This window comes from Caulobacter sp. AP07, assembly GCF_000281955.1.
GTDB lineage: Bacteria > Pseudomonadota > Alphaproteobacteria > Caulobacterales > Caulobacteraceae > Caulobacter.
The window spans coordinates 1-16,934 of the sequence record NZ_AKKF01000288.1 but is presented as its reverse complement, the minus strand read 5'-3'; the positions used below and the strand labels follow the sequence as shown (position 1 = coordinate 16,934).

General features: G+C 69.9%; 15 protein-coding genes. 8 read left to right on the top strand and 7 right to left on the bottom strand.

Annotated elements, in window-relative coordinates; all coding sequences use genetic code 11:
- Positions 1 to 40: 40 nt before the first annotated feature.
- From PMI01_RS23720 to PMI01_RS23700, 5 genes are all read right to left on the bottom strand, one after another.
- The gene (locus PMI01_RS23720; protein WP_007675471.1) at positions 41 to 712 is read right to left on the bottom strand and encodes an MlaC/ttg2D family ABC transporter substrate-binding protein; all 672 of its coding nucleotides are present in this window, start codon (positions 710 to 712) and stop codon (positions 41 to 43) included.
- A complete protein-coding gene (locus PMI01_RS23715) occupies positions 709 to 1,611 on the bottom strand; it encodes an MlaA family lipoprotein (protein ID WP_051990029.1) in 903 nt (300 codons plus the stop codon). Before PMI01_RS23715 ends, PMI01_RS23720 begins: the two co-directional genes overlap by 4 nt.
- A 209-nt stretch (positions 1,612 to 1,820) precedes the next feature.
- A complete protein-coding gene (locus tag PMI01_RS23710) occupies positions 1,821 to 2,243 on the bottom strand; it encodes a DUF2147 domain-containing protein (RefSeq protein ID WP_007675467.1) in 423 nt (140 codons plus the stop codon).
- Complete coding sequence (locus PMI01_RS23705) at positions 2,240 to 3,097, bottom strand: metal-dependent hydrolase (protein WP_007675465.1); 858 nt, start codon at positions 3,095 to 3,097, stop codon at positions 2,240 to 2,242. The genes PMI01_RS23710 and PMI01_RS23705 overlap by 4 nt, the downstream gene beginning before the upstream one ends.
- A 17-nt stretch (positions 3,098 to 3,114) precedes the next feature.
- The gene (locus PMI01_RS23700) at positions 3,115 to 3,885 is read right to left on the bottom strand and encodes a Coq4 family protein (protein ID WP_007675463.1); all 771 of its coding nucleotides are present in this window, start codon (positions 3,883 to 3,885) and stop codon (positions 3,115 to 3,117) included.
- A 119-nt stretch (positions 3,886 to 4,004) separates the two neighbouring features.
- On the opposite strand from PMI01_RS23700, the gene PMI01_RS23695 reads away from it, so the two are divergent.
- The 3 genes from PMI01_RS23695 to PMI01_RS23685 all read left to right on the top strand — a co-directional run bounded on the left by PMI01_RS23695 (position 4,005) and on the right by PMI01_RS23685 (position 6,707).
- The gene (locus PMI01_RS23695) at positions 4,005 to 4,622 is read left to right on the top strand and encodes a TetR/AcrR family transcriptional regulator (RefSeq protein ID WP_007675455.1); all 618 of its coding nucleotides are present in this window, start codon (positions 4,005 to 4,007) and stop codon (positions 4,620 to 4,622) included.
- 101 nt (positions 4,623 to 4,723) lie between these two features.
- Positions 4,724 to 5,359 (top strand): TetR/AcrR family transcriptional regulator, encoded by a 636-nt coding sequence (locus PMI01_RS23690; protein WP_007675454.1) that lies wholly within the window; start codon positions 4,724 to 4,726, stop codon positions 5,357 to 5,359.
- 304 nt (positions 5,360 to 5,663) lie between these two features.
- Positions 5,664 to 6,707 carry an AraC family transcriptional regulator gene (locus PMI01_RS23685; protein WP_007675453.1) on the top strand — a complete coding sequence of 348 codons (1,044 nt, stop codon included), beginning with the start codon at positions 5,664 to 5,666 and terminating at the stop codon, positions 6,705 to 6,707.
- Between the two features lie 87 nt (positions 6,708 to 6,794).
- On the opposite strand, the gene PMI01_RS23680 is transcribed toward PMI01_RS23685, so the two are convergent.
- A complete protein-coding gene (locus tag PMI01_RS23680; RefSeq protein WP_035038173.1) occupies positions 6,795 to 7,799 on the bottom strand; it encodes a LacI family DNA-binding transcriptional regulator in 1,005 nt (334 codons plus the stop codon).
- A gap of 163 nt (positions 7,800 to 7,962) precedes the next feature.
- Here PMI01_RS23680 and ptsP point away from each other — a divergent pair, with 163 nt between their 5' ends.
- Genes ptsP through PMI01_RS23655 form a run of 5 tightly spaced genes read left to right on the top strand, consistent with a single transcriptional unit; the run spans position 7,963 to position 15,419 of the window.
- The gene (gene ptsP / locus PMI01_RS23675) at positions 7,963 to 10,476 is read left to right on the top strand and encodes a phosphoenolpyruvate--protein phosphotransferase (protein WP_007675450.1); all 2,514 of its coding nucleotides are present in this window, start codon (positions 7,963 to 7,965) and stop codon (positions 10,474 to 10,476) included.
- Positions 10,473 to 11,468: a 1-phosphofructokinase gene (gene pfkB, locus PMI01_RS23670; protein WP_007675448.1), complete on the top strand. Its 996-nt coding sequence runs from the start codon at positions 10,473 to 10,475 to the stop codon at positions 11,466 to 11,468. Before ptsP ends, pfkB begins: the two co-directional genes overlap by 4 nt.
- Positions 11,469 to 11,506: 38 nt before the next feature.
- Positions 11,507 to 13,222 carry a fructose-specific PTS transporter subunit EIIC gene (locus PMI01_RS23665; RefSeq protein ID WP_007675446.1) on the top strand — a complete coding sequence of 572 codons (1,716 nt, stop codon included), beginning with the start codon at positions 11,507 to 11,509 and terminating at the stop codon, positions 13,220 to 13,222.
- A gap of 35 nt (positions 13,223 to 13,257) precedes the next feature.
- Complete coding sequence (locus PMI01_RS23660; RefSeq protein ID WP_007675445.1) at positions 13,258 to 14,556, top strand: carbohydrate porin; 1,299 nt, start codon at positions 13,258 to 13,260, stop codon at positions 14,554 to 14,556.
- Positions 14,557 to 14,603: 47 nt separating this feature from the next.
- Positions 14,604 to 15,419 carry a shikimate 5-dehydrogenase gene (locus tag PMI01_RS23655; RefSeq protein WP_007675444.1) on the top strand — a complete coding sequence of 272 codons (816 nt, stop codon included), beginning with the start codon at positions 14,604 to 14,606 and terminating at the stop codon, positions 15,417 to 15,419.
- 66 nt (positions 15,420 to 15,485) lie between these two features.
- Here the strand turns inward: PMI01_RS23655 and PMI01_RS23650 are convergent, their stop codons facing one another.
- Positions 15,486 to 16,814 carry a polysaccharide lyase 6 family protein gene (locus PMI01_RS23650; RefSeq protein ID WP_051990027.1) on the bottom strand — a complete coding sequence of 443 codons (1,329 nt, stop codon included), beginning with the start codon at positions 16,812 to 16,814 and terminating at the stop codon, positions 15,486 to 15,488.
- Between the last annotated feature and the right edge of the window lie 120 nt (positions 16,815 to 16,934).

The following is a 16,934-nucleotide window of genomic DNA, read 5'->3' as shown; positions in this document are numbered from 1 at the left end:
CAGTAAGACCGCCCACCCGACCGGACGGCTTCGTCGTTGTCTATTTACGCGCCACGGAACGCTGGCCGTCACGCTGCAACTGGGCGATCAGCACGTCGATATTGCCGCCGGCGTTGTCGATCGTCGAAACGAAGTCCTGCTGCTGGGTGATCGCCAGCCAGACGCCCTTGAACTGCACATCGACCACCTTCCACGAGGCCCCGCCGCCCATCACCCGCCAGGCCACCGGCAGGGGCTGACCGACCTGGCCGCCCGAGATCGTGGTGTTGACGATGACGTCGCCCGGCTTGCGCACAGTGGAGCCGGTGACCGTCAGCTTTTCACCGTGATAGTCGTCGATGCGATTCTGGTACACGTTCTCCGCATAGGTGCGGAACGCCGTCGAGAACCGCGTACGTTGGTCGGGCGTGATGGTCCGCGCGTACTTGCCGAGCACGAAGTTGGTGATCTTGGGCACGTCGGCCAGTTGGTCGATGGCGGTGTGGAAGGTCGCCTTCTTCTGGGCGACGCTCTGGTTCTTGTCGGCCAGCACCGTGATGACCCGCTGAGCCCGCGTCTGCACGAACTGCTCGGCCTGGGGGTCACGGGCGGCCTGGGCCAGAGCCGGGCGCGCTTGCGACAACGCGCCGAGCCCGACGAGGGCCACCAGCGCGAACTGGGTGAAACGGCGGGTGGGGCGGGCGTTGATCATGGTCGGTTCCGGATAGGTCATTGGGGTCCAGCCGCACTGGACGTCGTGACGGCTGACGGGGCTTCGGAAGAGGTTGACGGTGCGTCGTCGAAATCAGGCAAGGCCTGAACCTCGCCCGTGGCCTCGCGCAGGAAGGATTCCCGGTACTGCCCATAGGCCGACCGCGCGGTCACGTAGGGATCCACGGAGTCGTCCAGCGCCCGGAAGGCGCCGTCCGCCCTGGCGCGGACGTCGACGACGCCGACGCCCAGGCGCGTCGCGCCGAAGGTGGTCGTGTAACCGCCGCCGATGATCCCGACAGGGTCGGTCGCGAAGTCGAGCGCGCGGCCCACGCCCTCGCGGAAGCTCAAGGGACCCATGACCGGGACATAGAGATAGGGGCCCGGCTTGACGCCGTAGCGTCCGAAGGTCTGGCCGAAGTCGGCGCCATGCCCTTGCAGCCCCATGCCGGCCGCCACGTCGAACAGCCCCAACAGGCCGATGGTCGAATTGATCACGAAGCGCGAAGTGGTCACGCCGAAGCGCTTGGGATGTCCCTGCAGGACGTCGTTCAACGCCGTGCTGGGTTCGCCCAGATTATAGATCACCGAACTCACCCGGTTGCGAACCGGCTTGGGCGTCACCGCCATGTAGCCATGGGCTATGGGGCCGACGACGGCGCGGTCCAGGCCCATGCTGACGCCAAAGCTGGCCCGGTTGAAGCCTTCGAGCGGGTCATAGGCCGCGAGCCCGGGATCTTGGACCGGCGGCGCGTCCACGAGCGGCGCGGCGTCTTGCGGCGACGCCTCGGCGGGTTCGGCGGCGGTCTGGGCGAAAGCGGGCGAGGCGATCGCCATCAGGCCGGCGGCGGCGATCAAGCCCAGCGCCGTCGACGCTAATCCGGCGCGGTGCTGCGCCTGCGCGGGTCGCGCCTCGGTCATGGACACCTTCGAAACTTGCTTCACCGACGCGCCGATCATTCCAGCCTCCCGCCGGAACCCGGCAGGAGGCATGTAGGCGCCTGAGATAGCTAAGCAAGGGCCAGACCCCTTCCTGAACGTCATCCGTGCACAGAAGCAGCGCGACGGTTCAAACCCGGGCGATCATCGCCAAGTCGCGACGCTTTGTCGGTCGATGAAGCGTCGCCGGTTCAGTCAGCCTGGGCGCGGCGCCAGATCTGGGTCTTGCAGAACGGCCGCACGATACACCCGGTCAGGCGCAGGGTCCCGTCCGGTTTCAGCTCCATGACGCCCTTATAGGTGCCGCCGTCCTCCGGATTGTACACCCAGCCGTCGCCCCAGGTTCCGGGGCCGGTCGACCTGATCTTCATGAAGGTCAGGTCGCGCAACGCCCGGCCGCGCAGGGCGATGTCGCGGTTGTGGACGTCCTTCTGGTCGGGCGCGATCCGCAGGCGCGGTGAACTGACGATGCGGCCGCAGATCCCGTCGCCACAGGGCGCCAGCCGCACCAGCGACCCGCCATCGGTCGGGGTGCGCCAGAGGCCCTTTACATCCTCGGACGTCGACGTCGCGGACGAGGCCAGTCCAGCGGCCAGGACGAGGCCGGCGATCATGCCGGCGCCCCGACGCCATAGGTCGCCGCCAAGGTCTGCTCCACCTCGCTGACCAGGGCCCGATTGTCGTGCTGCCACGGATGGAAGCCCGGCAGGAAGTAGGCGAAGTAGCTGCCCATCACCTGGCGCAGCATGCCGGGCCGCACCAGCATGAAGTGGAAGAGCCGCCGCCAGGTGCGGCCGTTGTTGATCCCGTCCGAGGTGAAGATGTCGGCGATGTTGCTGCCGACGACGGCGAACAGCAGGTGGGTGGCCGCCACCATGGTCAGCACCCGCAGTGTCCAGCGCCGCGGGGCCGGCAGGGACGCGGCCGCCGCCATGTAGACGTCGTAGGCCACCGACTTGTGCTCGACCTCCTCGATCGCGTGCCAGCGCCACATGGCCCTGGCCTCGTCGGAAGCGCCTTCCAGATGGCGTGGGTCGGCCAGCAGCGCGTGCGCCAGGATGGCGGTGAAGTGCTCGAGGGCGATGGTGGCCCCCAATTGCTGCAGCGGCGGGCGGGTGCGGGCGTAATCCAGCCGCGCCCGGGTCCGGTCCTCCATCGCCGCGATGTCGAAGCCGTGGTCGGCGATCTGCTTGTTGAAGAAGATGTGTTCGCGGGTGTGCATCGCCTCCTGGGCCAGGAACCCGGCGATCTGGGCCTTCAGCTTGGCCGGCGCGACGTTGCGGTAGCGGCGCACGCTGTCCATGAAGAACCGCTCGCCGAGCGGGAACGTCGCCGACAGGGCGTTGTAGAACGCCGTGCCGACCGGATCCCCCCCCAGCCACCAGCGCCCGCTGGGCGCGTCACGGCCGAACGCCATGTCGCGTGGCTGGATGGTCAGGTCGGGCGGGGTCTTGCTGGACTGGGTCATCAAAGGTCTCCCGACAGTCAATTGTCGAAGCGGTAGCCGTTGCGCGCCTCTTGCGGCACGGCCTCGTAGAGGGTGGGGCGGGCGATGCGCAGGCGGGCTCGGGCGGCGTCGAGCGGCTGGGCCAGCAGCGCTTCATAGTCGAGCCCCGGCAGCCAGGCCGCCCGACGGCCATGGCGCCAGGCCTGCCAGATGGCGCGGCCGTAGGGATGGCCCTTGCCCAGCTTCCCGAACTCCAGCGCCGCGCCGGCGGCGATGAAGGCGAAGCCCGCGCTGCGGGTCTGGGGGTGGGAGAACGCCACCACGCAGGCCTCGCCCAGGGCGTCGGTTCCGTAACCGGTCAGCACGTGCCAGACATCGTGGACGTCGCGCAGGCGGCGGGCGTACCAGCCGTTGGGATGGGCGGCGTCGATCTCGGTGTCGACGACCTTGCGGCTTTCCTCGGCCAGGCCCTGGGCGGTGAAGCCACGCGCGGCGACAAAGTCGCGATAGGCCGCCCCGACGCTGCCGTCGGGCAAGCTGGCCAGCCAGATCCTGTCATCCAGGCGATGGGCGAACTCGACGGCCAGATAGGCCTGCCGACCGCCCTCCTCCGAATCGAGCAGCCGGATGTAGCCGTTGGGAATCGAGCGACCCGACAGGGCGCTCATGATCTCGAAGACCTGCTCGGTGTCCTCCTTGTCGGCCACCAGGCGACGAAAACCGCGTACGGCCCGCAGCGGATCGATCGCGTGCTTGCGACGAAGCGTCGCAGACCGGCGCTCGACATCGGCATGAAAGGTCTGGGCCAAGGCGACGCTATCTCCTAAACTTCCTGTCAATAAGGCGTCCGACTCCGGTGGAGCTGGAGGCTGTCCAACGCGGAATATATCGACGCTCGACGATATCTACATAGATGTAAGTGACACTGATGTCAATACGTAATGACACCGCCGTGGCCGAGATCCCGAAGCGCCGGCGACGCGCGCCCGACGAAGCCCGACGTGAGGCGCTGGTCGTCGCCCGGCAGCTGCTGATCGAATCCGGTCCGACGGCGATCACGCTCAAGGCGGTCGGCGACAAGATCGGCGTCACCCACGCCAACCTGATCCATCACTTCGGGTCGGCGGCGGGACTGCAGTCGGCGCTGATGGAATCCATGGTCCGCGACCTGGCCGACGCCCTCGACGCGGCGGTCAACCAGTTGCGCTCCGACGCCGGCGCGCCGCGAGCTCTGGTCGACGCGGTCTTTGACGCCTTCGATCGCGGCGGCGCCGGGCGGCTGGCCGCCTGGATCGCGCTCTCGGGCGACCTGCAGCACCTGGAGCCGGTGCGCGCCGCCGTCCAGGACCTGGTCAGGGCCATCGACGAAAAGTTCTCCGCCGAAGGCGAGCAGACCCACAACCGCATCACCTCCGCGGTGCTGTTCATCGCCCTCTGCGCGTTCGGCGACGCGGTGATCGGCGCCCCGCTGCGCGACATGCTGGATCGCGACGAGGACAGCGGCCGCAAGATCGTCGCCCGCCTCCTGCCCAGCTTCCTACTCTAACCAGGGTTGATCTGCGGTCGCCAAACCCCTCGCCTGATTGCATCCTTTTCCGAACCAAGTCATGGTGACATTTACATTGATATAAATATGGAGAAAGCAAGGTGCAGAGCGAAGCGCCTCCGGCGTACGTCAAGACCCGCCGCCGGCGCTCACCCGACGAGGCTCGCGCCCAGGCCATCGCCTGCGCCAGACAACTGCTCATCCAGCATGGCCCCACTGGCGTGACCCTGAACGCCGTCGCTCGCGAGATCGGCGTCACCCACGGCAACCTGATCCATCATTTCGGCTCGGCGGCCCAACTTCAGTCGGCCCTGATGGGGGCGATGGTCCGCGACCTGGCCAAGGCGCTGCAAACGGCGGTGACCCATGTCCGCTCGGACGCCAATGCGCCAAGAGCGCTGGTGGACATCGTCTTCGACGCCTTCGACGAGGGCGGCGCGGGCCAGCTGGCGGCCTGGCTCGCCCTCTCCAACCGCTACGAGCACCTGGAGCCGGTGCGCGAGGCGGTGGGCGATCTGGTGACCGCCCTGGACGAGACCGTCCGCGCCACGGACGGCGCGCCGCAGCACATCCCGTCGGCCCTGCTGTTGCTGACCCTGTGCGCCTTTGGCGACGCCATGATCGGAGGCCCCCTGCGCGGGATGCTGGGCCGCGACGCCGAGTCCGCCCGGCGCATCGCCGCCCACCTGCTGCCCAACCTCCTCGATCAGATCAACACCGGCGCCAACAACTATTGATGGCCCCAGACCCTGGCCGGCAGGGCCTGCCGACACTCGACCCGATGGAGACCGTCCGCCAGCGGCACCCCATTCCCTGGAGATCCGTCGCCACGAACGCGCGGCGGTCGCGGATATCCCTGTCATTCCGCCAGCGCCGCCGTAACCCTTTGGGAATGCCTGGGAATCTCCGATCGAGCGACGTACGGGACATTGCAAGCGCGGCGGGAGAAAACCGGTGAATTTCACGCGGAAATTCGCTACCAAAGTGAAATATGGCGCCGTTTGCGTTCCCCAAGCGCCACACCGTGCGTCAGGATTCCGCTTGCCCGCCTCCCATGTGATATCCTGGGATGTCTCCACCGACACCCTGCCCGACGCCTTCGAGCGCTACATCGTCGGCATGGCGGACCTCTACGAGGTCTCCGGCATCAGCGACCACGACCGCCGGCATTTCTACAACAGGACCCGCTCGGCGCTCACCGAGTCCGGGGTGCTCGGACAGGGGCGCTCGGTGCGCCAGACCCTGTCGCGGGGCGCGGCCACGCTGCGCCGGTCCGACCTGGACGGCCTCAATCTCCTCGTCAACAACGCCGCGGTCGTCGGCGACGCGGACGGTCGCGAAATCCGGGCGGCCCCCGGCGCGATCCAGTTCCGGGACCTGTCCCGACCCACGGCTTCCCGGGTCGATCTCATCGACGTCATTACCGTGCTGGCGCCGCGCGCGGTGGCGCCGCCTTCCCTGATCGCGAAGGACGCGCACGGCCTGGTCATCCCGCCCGACCGGCCGGGCGCCCGCCTGCTCAAGGCCCACCTGACCAGCTTGATGGAGCTCAGCGAAAGCCTGAGCCAGGAAGAGATCGAAACGGCGATCCAGGCGGCCTTCCTGATCGCCGTGCGCATCACCGGGCTGGAGAGCGCCGTCCCCGAACCCGAGATGGCGGCGCTTCAGCGAACCGTCCGCCGCGCCGCCGGCGACTATATCGAGGCCCGGCTGAACGCATTCGAACCCACCATCGACAACGGCGCGGTCGCGCGCGCGGCGGGCGTATCCCGCGCGACGCTCTATCGCGCCTTCGACACCGAGGGCGGGGTCAATCGCTATGTCCAGGATCGCCGCCTGCAACACGCCCGCAGGGCGCTGCGGCGGCGGATGGGGCCCAGCCCGACCATAGCCGACATCGCCTATCAGTACGGCTTCGCCTCCCCCACCCACTTCAGCCGCCAGTTCCGGGCGTGCTTCGGCTACTCGCCCTCCGAGGTCGAGCCGCCCCAAGTGCCCAGGGATGTCTCGATGTCGAACGGTCCGATCCGCCATGACCTTCTGGTCGACTGGCTGAAGACGCTGGAATCGAGACTGGCCGACTGACCTCTCCAGCGGAGGCGGCCCAGCGCGCCGCGCGCCTCGTCCGACCGAGCGAGACCGACTCGCGGCTCGGCTCTATTGACGGGCCGCCTAGTCCGCCACGGCCGGGACCCCGACTCGAGCCGTCGATCCGCGGACGATGCAGCGCCCGGACAGCACCACCTTGCGCGCCGGCTGCGACGGCGTTTCCAGGCGGTCGAGAAGCATCGCCATGGCCTCGCGGCCGATGGCGTCGATCGGTTGGCCGATCACCGTGATCCCCGGCTCGACCAACTGGGTCCAGGTCTCGTCGTCGAAGCCGGCCAAGCCAAGGTCCCCCGGAATGGACAGCCCCGCCGCTCGGACCGCCTTGACCACCCCCTCGAGGAACAGGCCATTGCTGACGATCAGCGCCTCGGGCCGATCCGGGCCGGCCAGCCAGGCGTCGGTTTCGGCCATCGCCGCCGCTACCGAGGGCGGCGCGAACCGCGCCTGGGGCGACAGTCCGCGCCGGGTCATGGCGGCGACATAGCCTTCGTGACGCTCCGCGCCGGTCGTGCTGGTCGAACCGAACAGGCCGCCGATGCGACGGTAGCCTCGGGAGAACAGATGTTCGACGAGGTCGGCGCTGGCCTGGCGATTGTCGAGCACGACGGCGTCGTACCGGCCGCCGGCCCCGGCCCGGTCGATCAGCACCACCGGAAAATCGAAATCGTAGTCGGCCAGTCGCTCGATCGTCGCGCGGGTCGGCGCGAAGATCAGGCCGCTGACCCGTTCTTCCTGCATCAGGCCCAAATAGAGCGCCTCACGCTTGGGATCCTCGTCGGTGTTGCAGAGGATGACCCGCATGCCGGCCTTGTAGGCGGCGTCCTCGACCGCCCGCGCCACCGTGGTGAAGAACGGGTTGCCGATGTCGGCGACCACCAGGCCGACGGTCTGGGTATGTTGCGAGCGCAGGCGTCGGGCCGAGAGGTTGGGCTTGTAGCCGGTCTGGCGCACGGCGGCCTGCACCTGGGCGCGAACCTCGTCGCTGACCGGACCCTTGCCCAGGGCCCGGGAGACGGTCGATACGGCGACGCCGGCGACCTTGGCGACATCCTTGATGCTGACGGTCATGCTGCAGAAAACGTTTCCATCCCAACACCAAGCCTGCACCGGGTTCCCGACCGGCATCAAGCCCTTTTGACGCCACAACCACCTTCACTGCAAAATTTCTTTGACAAATGTTAGTGGAAACGTTTCCACTGACAATCAAGAAACGCCGTAGGGAGGTTCCCAAATGTCCTTTGCCGCAGAAAGCGATCTGCTGCCGCGCGAGCTGGTGCGGCTGGACGCCCGCCCCGCGACCAAGGAAGAGGCCATCCGCCAGGCCGCCCTGATGCTGATCTCCGCTGGCTGCGCGCGCCCCGGGTTCGAGGAAAGCATGATCCGCCGCGAGGCGGTGGCGAACACCTTCCTGGGCCAGGGCGTGGCCATCCCTCACGGCATGGGCGGCGATCGCCACCTGATCAACCGCAACGGCATCGCCATCCTCCAGGTCCGCCAGGGCGTGGAATGGAACCCCGGCCAGACGGCCCGGTTCGTCATCGCCATCGCCGCCCAGTCCGACGCCCACATCGCCACCCTGCGGCGGCTGACCCGGCTGATCCAGGACGAGGAGCGCCTCGCCGCCCTGGCCGTGACCGACGACGTCCGGGAGCTGATCGCCGCCCTCAGCGGCGAACCGCCGCCGGTCGCCGACGCCGCCCCGGCCGACGACCTGGGCGAACATTTCGACTGGACCGTCGACTACCCGGCCGGGCTGCACGCCCGCCCGGCCTCGCACTGGGTCGAGACCGCCCGCCGGTTCGCCGCCCAGATCCGCGTCCGGCATGGGGACGAGGCGGCCGACGCCAAGAACCTGATCTCGCTGCTGCAACTGGGCCTGCGAGCCGGGGACCCGATCACGCTCTCGGCCCAGGGCGGCGACGCGTCCGAGGCCCTGGTCGCCCTGCGCGCCGCCGTCACAGGGCTCAGCAACCAGGAAAAGGCCGACGCCGCGATCGCCGCCCAGCGGGCGCGCCAGGCGCCGGTCGCCGGCTGGTCGCCCGCCGGCGAACCCGCGACGATCGCCGGCGTGGCCGCCGCGCCGGGCCTGGCGATCGGCGTGATCCACCTGCTGTCGAACGCCGAGGCGGCCGTTCCCGACCACCCGACCCCGCTGGTCGAGGCGGCCGCGACCCTGCACGAGGCGCTGAGCCGCACGCGCCAGCAGCTCCAGGCCCTGGCCGACGACACCGCCCGTCGGCTGGGCGCGGCGGATGCGGCCATCTTCAAGGCCCAGGGCGAGTTGCTCAACGACACCGACCTGATCACCCTGGCCTCGCAGATGATGGTCGAAGGCCATGGCGTGGCCTGGTCCTGGAACCAGGCGATCGATCGCCTGGCCCACCGCCTGGCGGCCCTGGGCAACCCGGTCCTGGCCGCGCGGGCCGCCGACCTGCGCGACGTCGGCCAGCGCGTCCTGGCCCAGATCGACCCGAACCTGCGGACGGGCTCGCTGCAGGACCTGCCCGAAGGCCCGTGCATCCTGGTCGGGACCGACCTCTCGCCGTCCGACACGGCGGGCCTGGACCTTTCCCGCGTCGCGGGCCTGGCCACCGCCCAGGGCGGGCCGACTTCGCACACCGCGATCCTGGCCCGCACCCTGGGCCTGCCGGCCATGGTCGGCGGCGGAACCGCGCTGCTGGACCTGACCGACGGGGCGCAGGCCATCGTCGACGGCCAGGCGGGCAAGCTCTATCTGTCGCCCAGCGCCGAGGACCTCGCCTCGGCCCGCGCCTGGATCACGGCCCAGGCCAGAATCCGCGAGCGGGAGGCCGAGGCCCGCGCCCTGCCCGCCCGCACCCGCGACGGCCACGTCGTGGCGATCGGCGCCAACATCAACCTGCCCGACCAGGCCGCCTTCGCCCTGTCGCAGGGCGCCGAGGGCGTCGGCTTGATGCGCACCGAATTCCTGTTCCTGGAGCGCGGCGACACGCCGACCGAGGACGACCAGTTCGAAACCTATCGGGCCATGGCGGCGGCCCTCGACGGCAAGCCGCTGATCATCCGGGCGCTCGACATCGGCGGCGACAAGCAGGTGGCCCACCTGAACCTGCCCAAGGAGGAGAACCCGTTCCTCGGCGTGCGGGGCGCGCGCCTGCTGCTGCGCCGGCCCGACCTGCTCGAGCCGCAGCTGCGCGCGCTCTACCGCACCGCCAAGGCCGGCGCCGAGCTGTCGATCATGTTCCCGATGATCACCAGCGTCGGCGAGGTCCTGACCTTGCGCGCCGCCTGCGAGCGGGTCCGCGCCGAACTCGACGCGCCACCGGTGCCCCTGGGGGTGATGATCGAGGTGCCGGCCGCCGCCCTGCGGGCCGAGGCCCTGGCGCGCCACGTCGACTTCTTCTCGATCGGCACCAACGACCTGACTCAGTACGCCCTGGCCATCGACCGCCAGAACCCGGTTCTGGCCGCCGAGGCCGACAGCCTGCACCCGGCGGTGCTGCGCCTGATCCAGATGACCGTGGCCGGCGCCGCCCGGCACGAGCGCTGGGTCGGCGTCTGCGGCGGCATCGCCGGCGACCCGTTCGGCGCCGCTCTGCTGACGGGCCTGGGCGTCGACGAGTTGTCGATGACCCCGCGCGACATTCCGGCGGTCAAGGCCCGCCTGCGGGGCAGCGCGCTCGGCGACCTGCGGGCCCTGGCCCAGAGGGCCGTCGATTGCGCAGACGCCGAGGACGTGCGGGCGCTGGACGGAGACCTCGCATGAGCGGCCCGGTGCGCACCGTCACCCTGAACCCGGCGATCGACCAGACGGTCGCGCTGGACACGCTGCGGCCGGGCCAGGTCCACCGCGCCCTGGCCGTGCGGCACGACCCCGGCGGCAAGGGGGTCAATGTCGCCTCGTGCCTGGCCGACTGGGGCGTGCCGACCATCGTCACCGGCCTGTTGGGCGCGGACAACGCCGCCCCGTTCGAGGCCCTGTTCGCCGCCAAGGCGATCGAGGACCGCTTCGTCCGGGTGCCGGGCGACACCCGCACCAACATCAAGCTGCTGGAAACCTCGCCCGGCGGGACCACGACCGACATCAACCTGCCCAGCCCCTTCGCCGACGCCGCAGCCCTGGCCGAGGTCCGCCGGCGCCTCGACGACGTCGCCCCGGACGACCTCGTCGTCCTGTCGGGCAGCCTGGCTGACAGCCTGCCCGACGACACCTACCGGCGCCTGATCGGCGACCTTCGCGCGATCGGCGCCCGCGTCGTCCTCGACGCCAGCGGCGCGCCCCTGGCCGAGGCGCTCACCGCCGCGGAGGACGCCCTGCCGTTCTGCATCAAGCCCAACCGGCACGAGCTGGAGACCTGGGCCGGACGCGGCCTGGAGGACCCCGTGGCCCTGCTCGCCGCGGCGCGCGCCCTGCACGGCATGGGGATCGCCCTGGTGACGGTGTCCCTGGGCGCCCAGGGCGCGCTGTTCGTCTCCGGCGAAGGCGCGCTGCACGTCGCCCCGCCGGTCCTGGAGGCGGGCAGCGCCGTGGGGGCCGGCGACGCCATGGTGGCGGGCCTGACCGCCGCCGTGCGGGCCGGCGCGAGCCTGGAAGCCGTCGCCCGGCTGTCCACCGCCTTCGCGACCGGAAAGCTGCGCCACCCGGGGGCCCACCTGCCGGACGGTGAAACGGTGCTGGCGCTGGCGGCGCTGGCGGCGATCACCCCGGCCCAGGACTGGGCGCGCCGGACGACCGGCCCACGACAGACGGCCCATTGAAACAAGAAGGCGCGGCCCAAGGCCGCCGAGGAGGAGCGATGTCCAATCTTCTGGCGGTCGTCGGGGCCGGTGAACGCGGAACCCACGCGGTGCTGGCGAGCGAGGCCTTGCGCAAGGCCGCCGCGGCCATGGGGAGGACCCTGGCCGTGGAGGTCCATACGCCTCAGGGCGTGCTCACACCCCTGGATCCCGCGCTGCTCGAACAGGCGGACGGCCTGCTGGTGGTCGGGGCCGGCGCGCCCAGCGACGAACGCTTCGCGCGGCTGCCTCGCCAGGAGGCCAGCATCGACGAGGTCCTGGCCGACGCCTCGGCCGTCCTGGCCCGGCTGGCCCGGCTGGCCGGCGCGTCCGGACAAGGCCCGGCGGCGGCCTCCGGCCCCTTGAAGATCGTCGCGATCACCTCCTGCCCGACCGGCATCGCCCACACCTTCATGGCCGCCGAAGGCCTGCAACAGGGCGCCAAGGCCCTGAACCACGACATCCGGGTCGAGACCCAAGGCTCGGTCGGCGCGCGCGACGGCCTGACCGCCGCCGAGATCGCCGCCGCCGACCTGGTGGTGATCGCCGCCGACACCCAGGTGGACCTGTCGCGCTTCGCCGGCAAACGCCTCTTCCTATCGCCGACCAAGCCGGCGATCAGCAACGGCGCCAAGCTGATCGAGCGCGCCCTGGCCGAGGCGACCACCCAGGGCGGGGCGCCCGCCGCCGGGGCGGCCGACGTCAGGGTCAAGCCCGCCCAGGCCGGGCCCTACAAGCACCTGATGACCGGCGTGTCGTTCATGCTGCCGTTCGTGACGGCCGGCGGCCTGCTGATCGCCCTGGCCTTCGCCCTGGGCGGCATCTACGCCTTCGACGACGCCCACAAGGGCACCCTGGCCTACGCCCTGTTCCAAATCGGGGCCAAGGGCGCCTTCGTCCTGATGGTGCCCGCCTTGGCCGGCTACATCGCCCATTCGATCGCCGACCGGCCCGGCATCGCGCCCGGCATGATCGGCGGCCTGGTGGCGGCCAATCTCGGGGCCGGCTTCCTGGGCGGCATCGCCGCCGGGTTCATCGCCGGCTACGCCGTGGCCTTCCTCAACCAGCGCATCCGGCTGCACCGCAACCTCGAGGGCCTCAAGCCGGTGCTGATCCTGCCCCTGCTGGGGACCCTGATCACCGGCCTGCTGATGGTCTATGTGGTCGGCGGCCCCGCCGCCCAGTTGCTGGCGCTGCTGACCACCTGGCTCAAGGGCATGCAGGGCTCCAGCGCCATCGTCCTGGGCCTGCTGATCGGGGCCATGGCCGCCTTCGACATGGGCGGCCCGGTCAACAAGGCCGCCTACGCCTTCGCCACCGGCCTGATCGCCAGCGGCGTCTACACCCCGATGGCCGCCGACATGGCCGCCGGCATGACCCCGCCGCTGGGCCTGGCCCTGGCCACCTGGCTGTTCGCCGACCGCTTCACCGTCGACGAGATCAAGGCCGGCCCGGCGGCCGGCGTGCTGGGCCTGGCCTTCATCACCGAAGGCGCGATCCCCTTCGCCGCCCGCGACCCCTTGCGGGTCATCCCGTGCCTGATGGCCGGGTCGGCGACGGCCGCGGCGATCTCCATGGCGATCGGCGCGGAGCTGAAGGTGCCGCATGGCGGCGTCTTCGTCCTGCCCATCCCCAACGCCGTGACCCACCTGCTCGGCTACGTCGTGGCCCTGATGGCCGGGACCGTGGTCACCGCCCTGGCCCTGCGCCTCGTCAAGCGTCCCGCCACGGCCTGAACCGAGCGACAGAAAACAAGAACAGGGAGGATATCGTGCGTCATCTTGTGGAAACGTTTCCATCAGTCGTCTTCGCCGCCACGCTCGGCCTGGCCGCCGGCGCGGCCGCCCAGACCGACCCCGCCAAGAGCCCGATCACCTGGCAAGCGGCCTATACCGGCGAGGCCGCGGCCAATGTCGACGGCGGCCTGCGCGAGGGCCAGGCCTATGCCGGCCAGATCCTGCTGGGCGCCGACGTCGACCTCGACAAGGCGTTCGGCTGGGACGGGACCCGGCTCCACGTCGCGGTGACCAACCGGCACGGCGACAACCTGGTCGCCGACGACGTCGGCGGCAGCACCTCGGTCCAGGAGATCTACGGCGCCCAGAACACCCGCCTCGCCCGCCTGACCCTCGAGAAATCGTTCCTCGACGGCCGGCTGGTGGTCGAGGGCGGACGCACCGTCGCCAATATCAGCTTCCTGGGCTCGCCCCTGTGCAACGCCTTCCAGCTCAACGCCGCCTGCGGCAACCCGACCTTCGTGTTCAAGACCAGCAACTTCACCTGGTGGCCGGTGTCCAGCTGGGGTGGCCACGCCACGGCCTGGCTGACGCCAAAGGTCTACGCCCATGTCGGCGTCTACGAGGTCAACCCCGGCCACCAGTCCGACGACGAACACGGCTTCGACTGGGGCGCCTCGGGCTCGACCGGCGTCGTCGCGCCCTTCGCCCTCGGCTACGCCACCACCTTCGCCAACGACGCCATGCCGCGCCGCTACGAGATCGGCGGCTGGTACGACGGCGCGGACTACGTCGACCCGCTGCGTGACGCGACCGGCGCGCCGGCGGCGACGAGCGGCCGCCCCTACGCCACCCGGAACGGCCGCTCGGGCGCCTTCTTCCGGTTCGAACAGATGGTCACGCGCCCCGATCCCGCGTCCCATCGCGGCCTGACGGTGTTCGGAACCGCCATGGCCGGAACTTCGGGCCGGCTGGTCGAGGACCATTTCCTGGAACTGGGCTTCGTGCAGCGGGGCACGTTCAAGAGCCGTCCCGAGGACACGGTCGGGTTCGTGGTCACCCAACAGAAGTACAGCCACGACGCACTGGAGAACCTGCGCCTGGCCCGCGCGGCGGCGGGCGGGACCGGGACGCCGCCGTCGGACCAGGTGATGATGGAGCTCAGCTACGGCGCGCAGCTGGGACCGTCGATCCGCGTGCAACCGAACCTGATCTACATCGTTCACCCCGACCAACTGGACGAACCGGGCCGCCGGCGCGATGCGCGCAACGCCTTCATCGTCGGCCTGCGGTTCGACATCAACCTGGCCGACCTGGCCCGGGCCCGCCGCTAGCGTCGCCGACCTCGAAGACCTGAAGACCCCTGGAGACCTTGCAGACCATGATCGACAGAGACACCCAGCTTTGCATGTCGCTGGCCGGCCGACCGGGGAACTTCGGGACCCGGTTCCACAACTTCCTCTACCGGGAACTGGGCCTCAACTACGTCTACAAGGCCTTCACCACCACCGACCTGCCCGCCGCGATCGGCGGCGTCCGGGCGCTGGGCGTGCGCGGCTGCGCCGTCTCCATGCCGTTCAAGGAGGCCTGCATCCCCCTGGTCGACGAGATGACCCCGTCGGCCGCCGCCATCCAGTCGGTCAACACCATCGTCAACGACGACGGGCGCTTGCGGGCCTACAACACCGACTACATCGCCGCCGCCAAGCTCATCGAGGCCCACGGCGCGCCCAGGTCGTCCAAGGTCGTGCTGCGCGGCAGCGGCGGCATGGCCAAGGCCGTGGCCCACGCCCTGCGCGACGCGGGGTTGAGCGACGGCTGTATCGTCGCCCGCAACCCAGGCGCCGGCCGGGCCCTGGCCAGCGCCTGCGGCTATGACTGGATTCCCGACATGGACGACCGTCGTCCCGACCTCCTGGTCAACGTCACCCCGATCGGCATGGAAGGCGGACCCGAGGCGCGGGACATGGCCTTCGCCCCCGAGGTCGTGGACCAGGCCCGGACGGTGTTCGACGTCGTGGCCCTGCCGGCCGAAACGCCGCTGATCGTCTATGCGCGGCAGGTGGGCAAGCCGGTGATCACCGGCGCCGAGGTCATCGCGCTTCAGGCGGTCGAACAGTTCGTGCTCTATACCGGCGTGCGTCCCGAGGGGGCGCTGATCGAGCGCGCGGCCCGGTTCGCGCGCTCACCGGCTTGAGCCGAGGCTCCTTCGCCTCGCGCCGGTCGCCTGGCGCGAGAAGTGGCCAAGGTCGGCGCCGCGACTTCAGCCTCCGCGATCGCTTCGTACTGGAGGCCCTGGATCCTTGCCATACCAAGGCACGCCCGTCGACGCGCGATCGACGACGGTCAGCGGCCCGGCGCCGAGGTCAGGCCCGTCGGCCGCTTCGATCAAGCCGTTGCCTCCCCGCTTGAGCGGGGTCTTCGGGTCGCGAAGATTGCCGTCCATGGCGATCCCACCGGCGTCGCCGTTGACGCGGACGGGATCGGCGCCGTCCAGGTTCACGATTAGGTTCGAGGCCAGCCGGCTGTTGATCGGTGGCGCCGTCCGCTCCTTGTCCATGCCCAGGCCGAACACGATGGAACGGGCATTGATGATCGTGTTGCGCTCGACCACGGCGCCGTCGACCTGGACGTAGCGAATGGCCGGACTGTTCGGGACGCCGTACATGATGCTCAGGGCGCTGAAGAAACCTTCGCCCGCCAACCCTTCCATGTAGTTGTGGCGCACTGTCTGCCCACGATTGATCACCCGCACGCCGCCCGTGCGCGGCTTGCCCCCACCCAGGAACACGTTGCCTTCGACCAGGGCGTCGTCGCCATGTCTCAGGACGAGCGCGCCCTGGCTCTCGAAGAAGACGTTGCCGCGATAGATGTTCGCGCCGGACTTGTTGGAGACGATTTCGGCTTCGCCGTCGCAGTGCTCGAACCAGTTGTGATCGACGGTCGTGTGCGAGGCGGAGTCGGCATGATGGCTGGTGCCGACGCGGATCGTCTCGCCGCCGTTCACGCCGAGATCGGGACGCGGCCCGAAGAAGTTGTGGTCGATGCGATGGTCGTTACGCTGCCCGTCGTCGCGGACCACCGCCAGCGTCGGCCCCTTGTTGGTCTTGCCGGTCAGATGGCCGTGATCGAAACGATTGCGCCGGCCGTAGAGTCCCACCCAGTAGTCGAGCTCTTCCGACGAGGGTTTGTTGAAGCCGTCGATGACGATCCCGGTCACGCGGGTATCGACGGCGTCGTCTCCGGGGGCGCGCCGAAAGGACAGCACCTCCCCCCTTGGCGAGTAGCCGTCGCGAAACACCAGGTTCGATACGACCAGATGGGACCCGGACAGCCGCAGGCTCGACCGGCCCGAAAACACCACGCGCCCTGGCGTCTGGGCGGTGAGCGTTATCGGCTTTCCCGCGCGGCCGTTGCCCCGGAACTCCAGCTCGACGTCTCGCCAGACGCCGTTGGCGAGAACGATCGTGTCCCCTGCCCCCGCCTTGGACAGCGCTTTCTGATACTGCGCCGGGGTCTTCACCAGCATCGTTCGCTGGGCGAGGGCCGGGTCGGCACAGGCGAGCAAAACGACGACGATGAGGCTGCGCATGGTCAAGACTGGAGCTCCGTCACGAGTTCGGCGGAACCGAACCGGGCCGGCTCCGTGACGCCTTGGCTTCGGAATGCGTACTGCTCCAGGGAGGCGACCTTCATCTCGATCGAGAAGCCG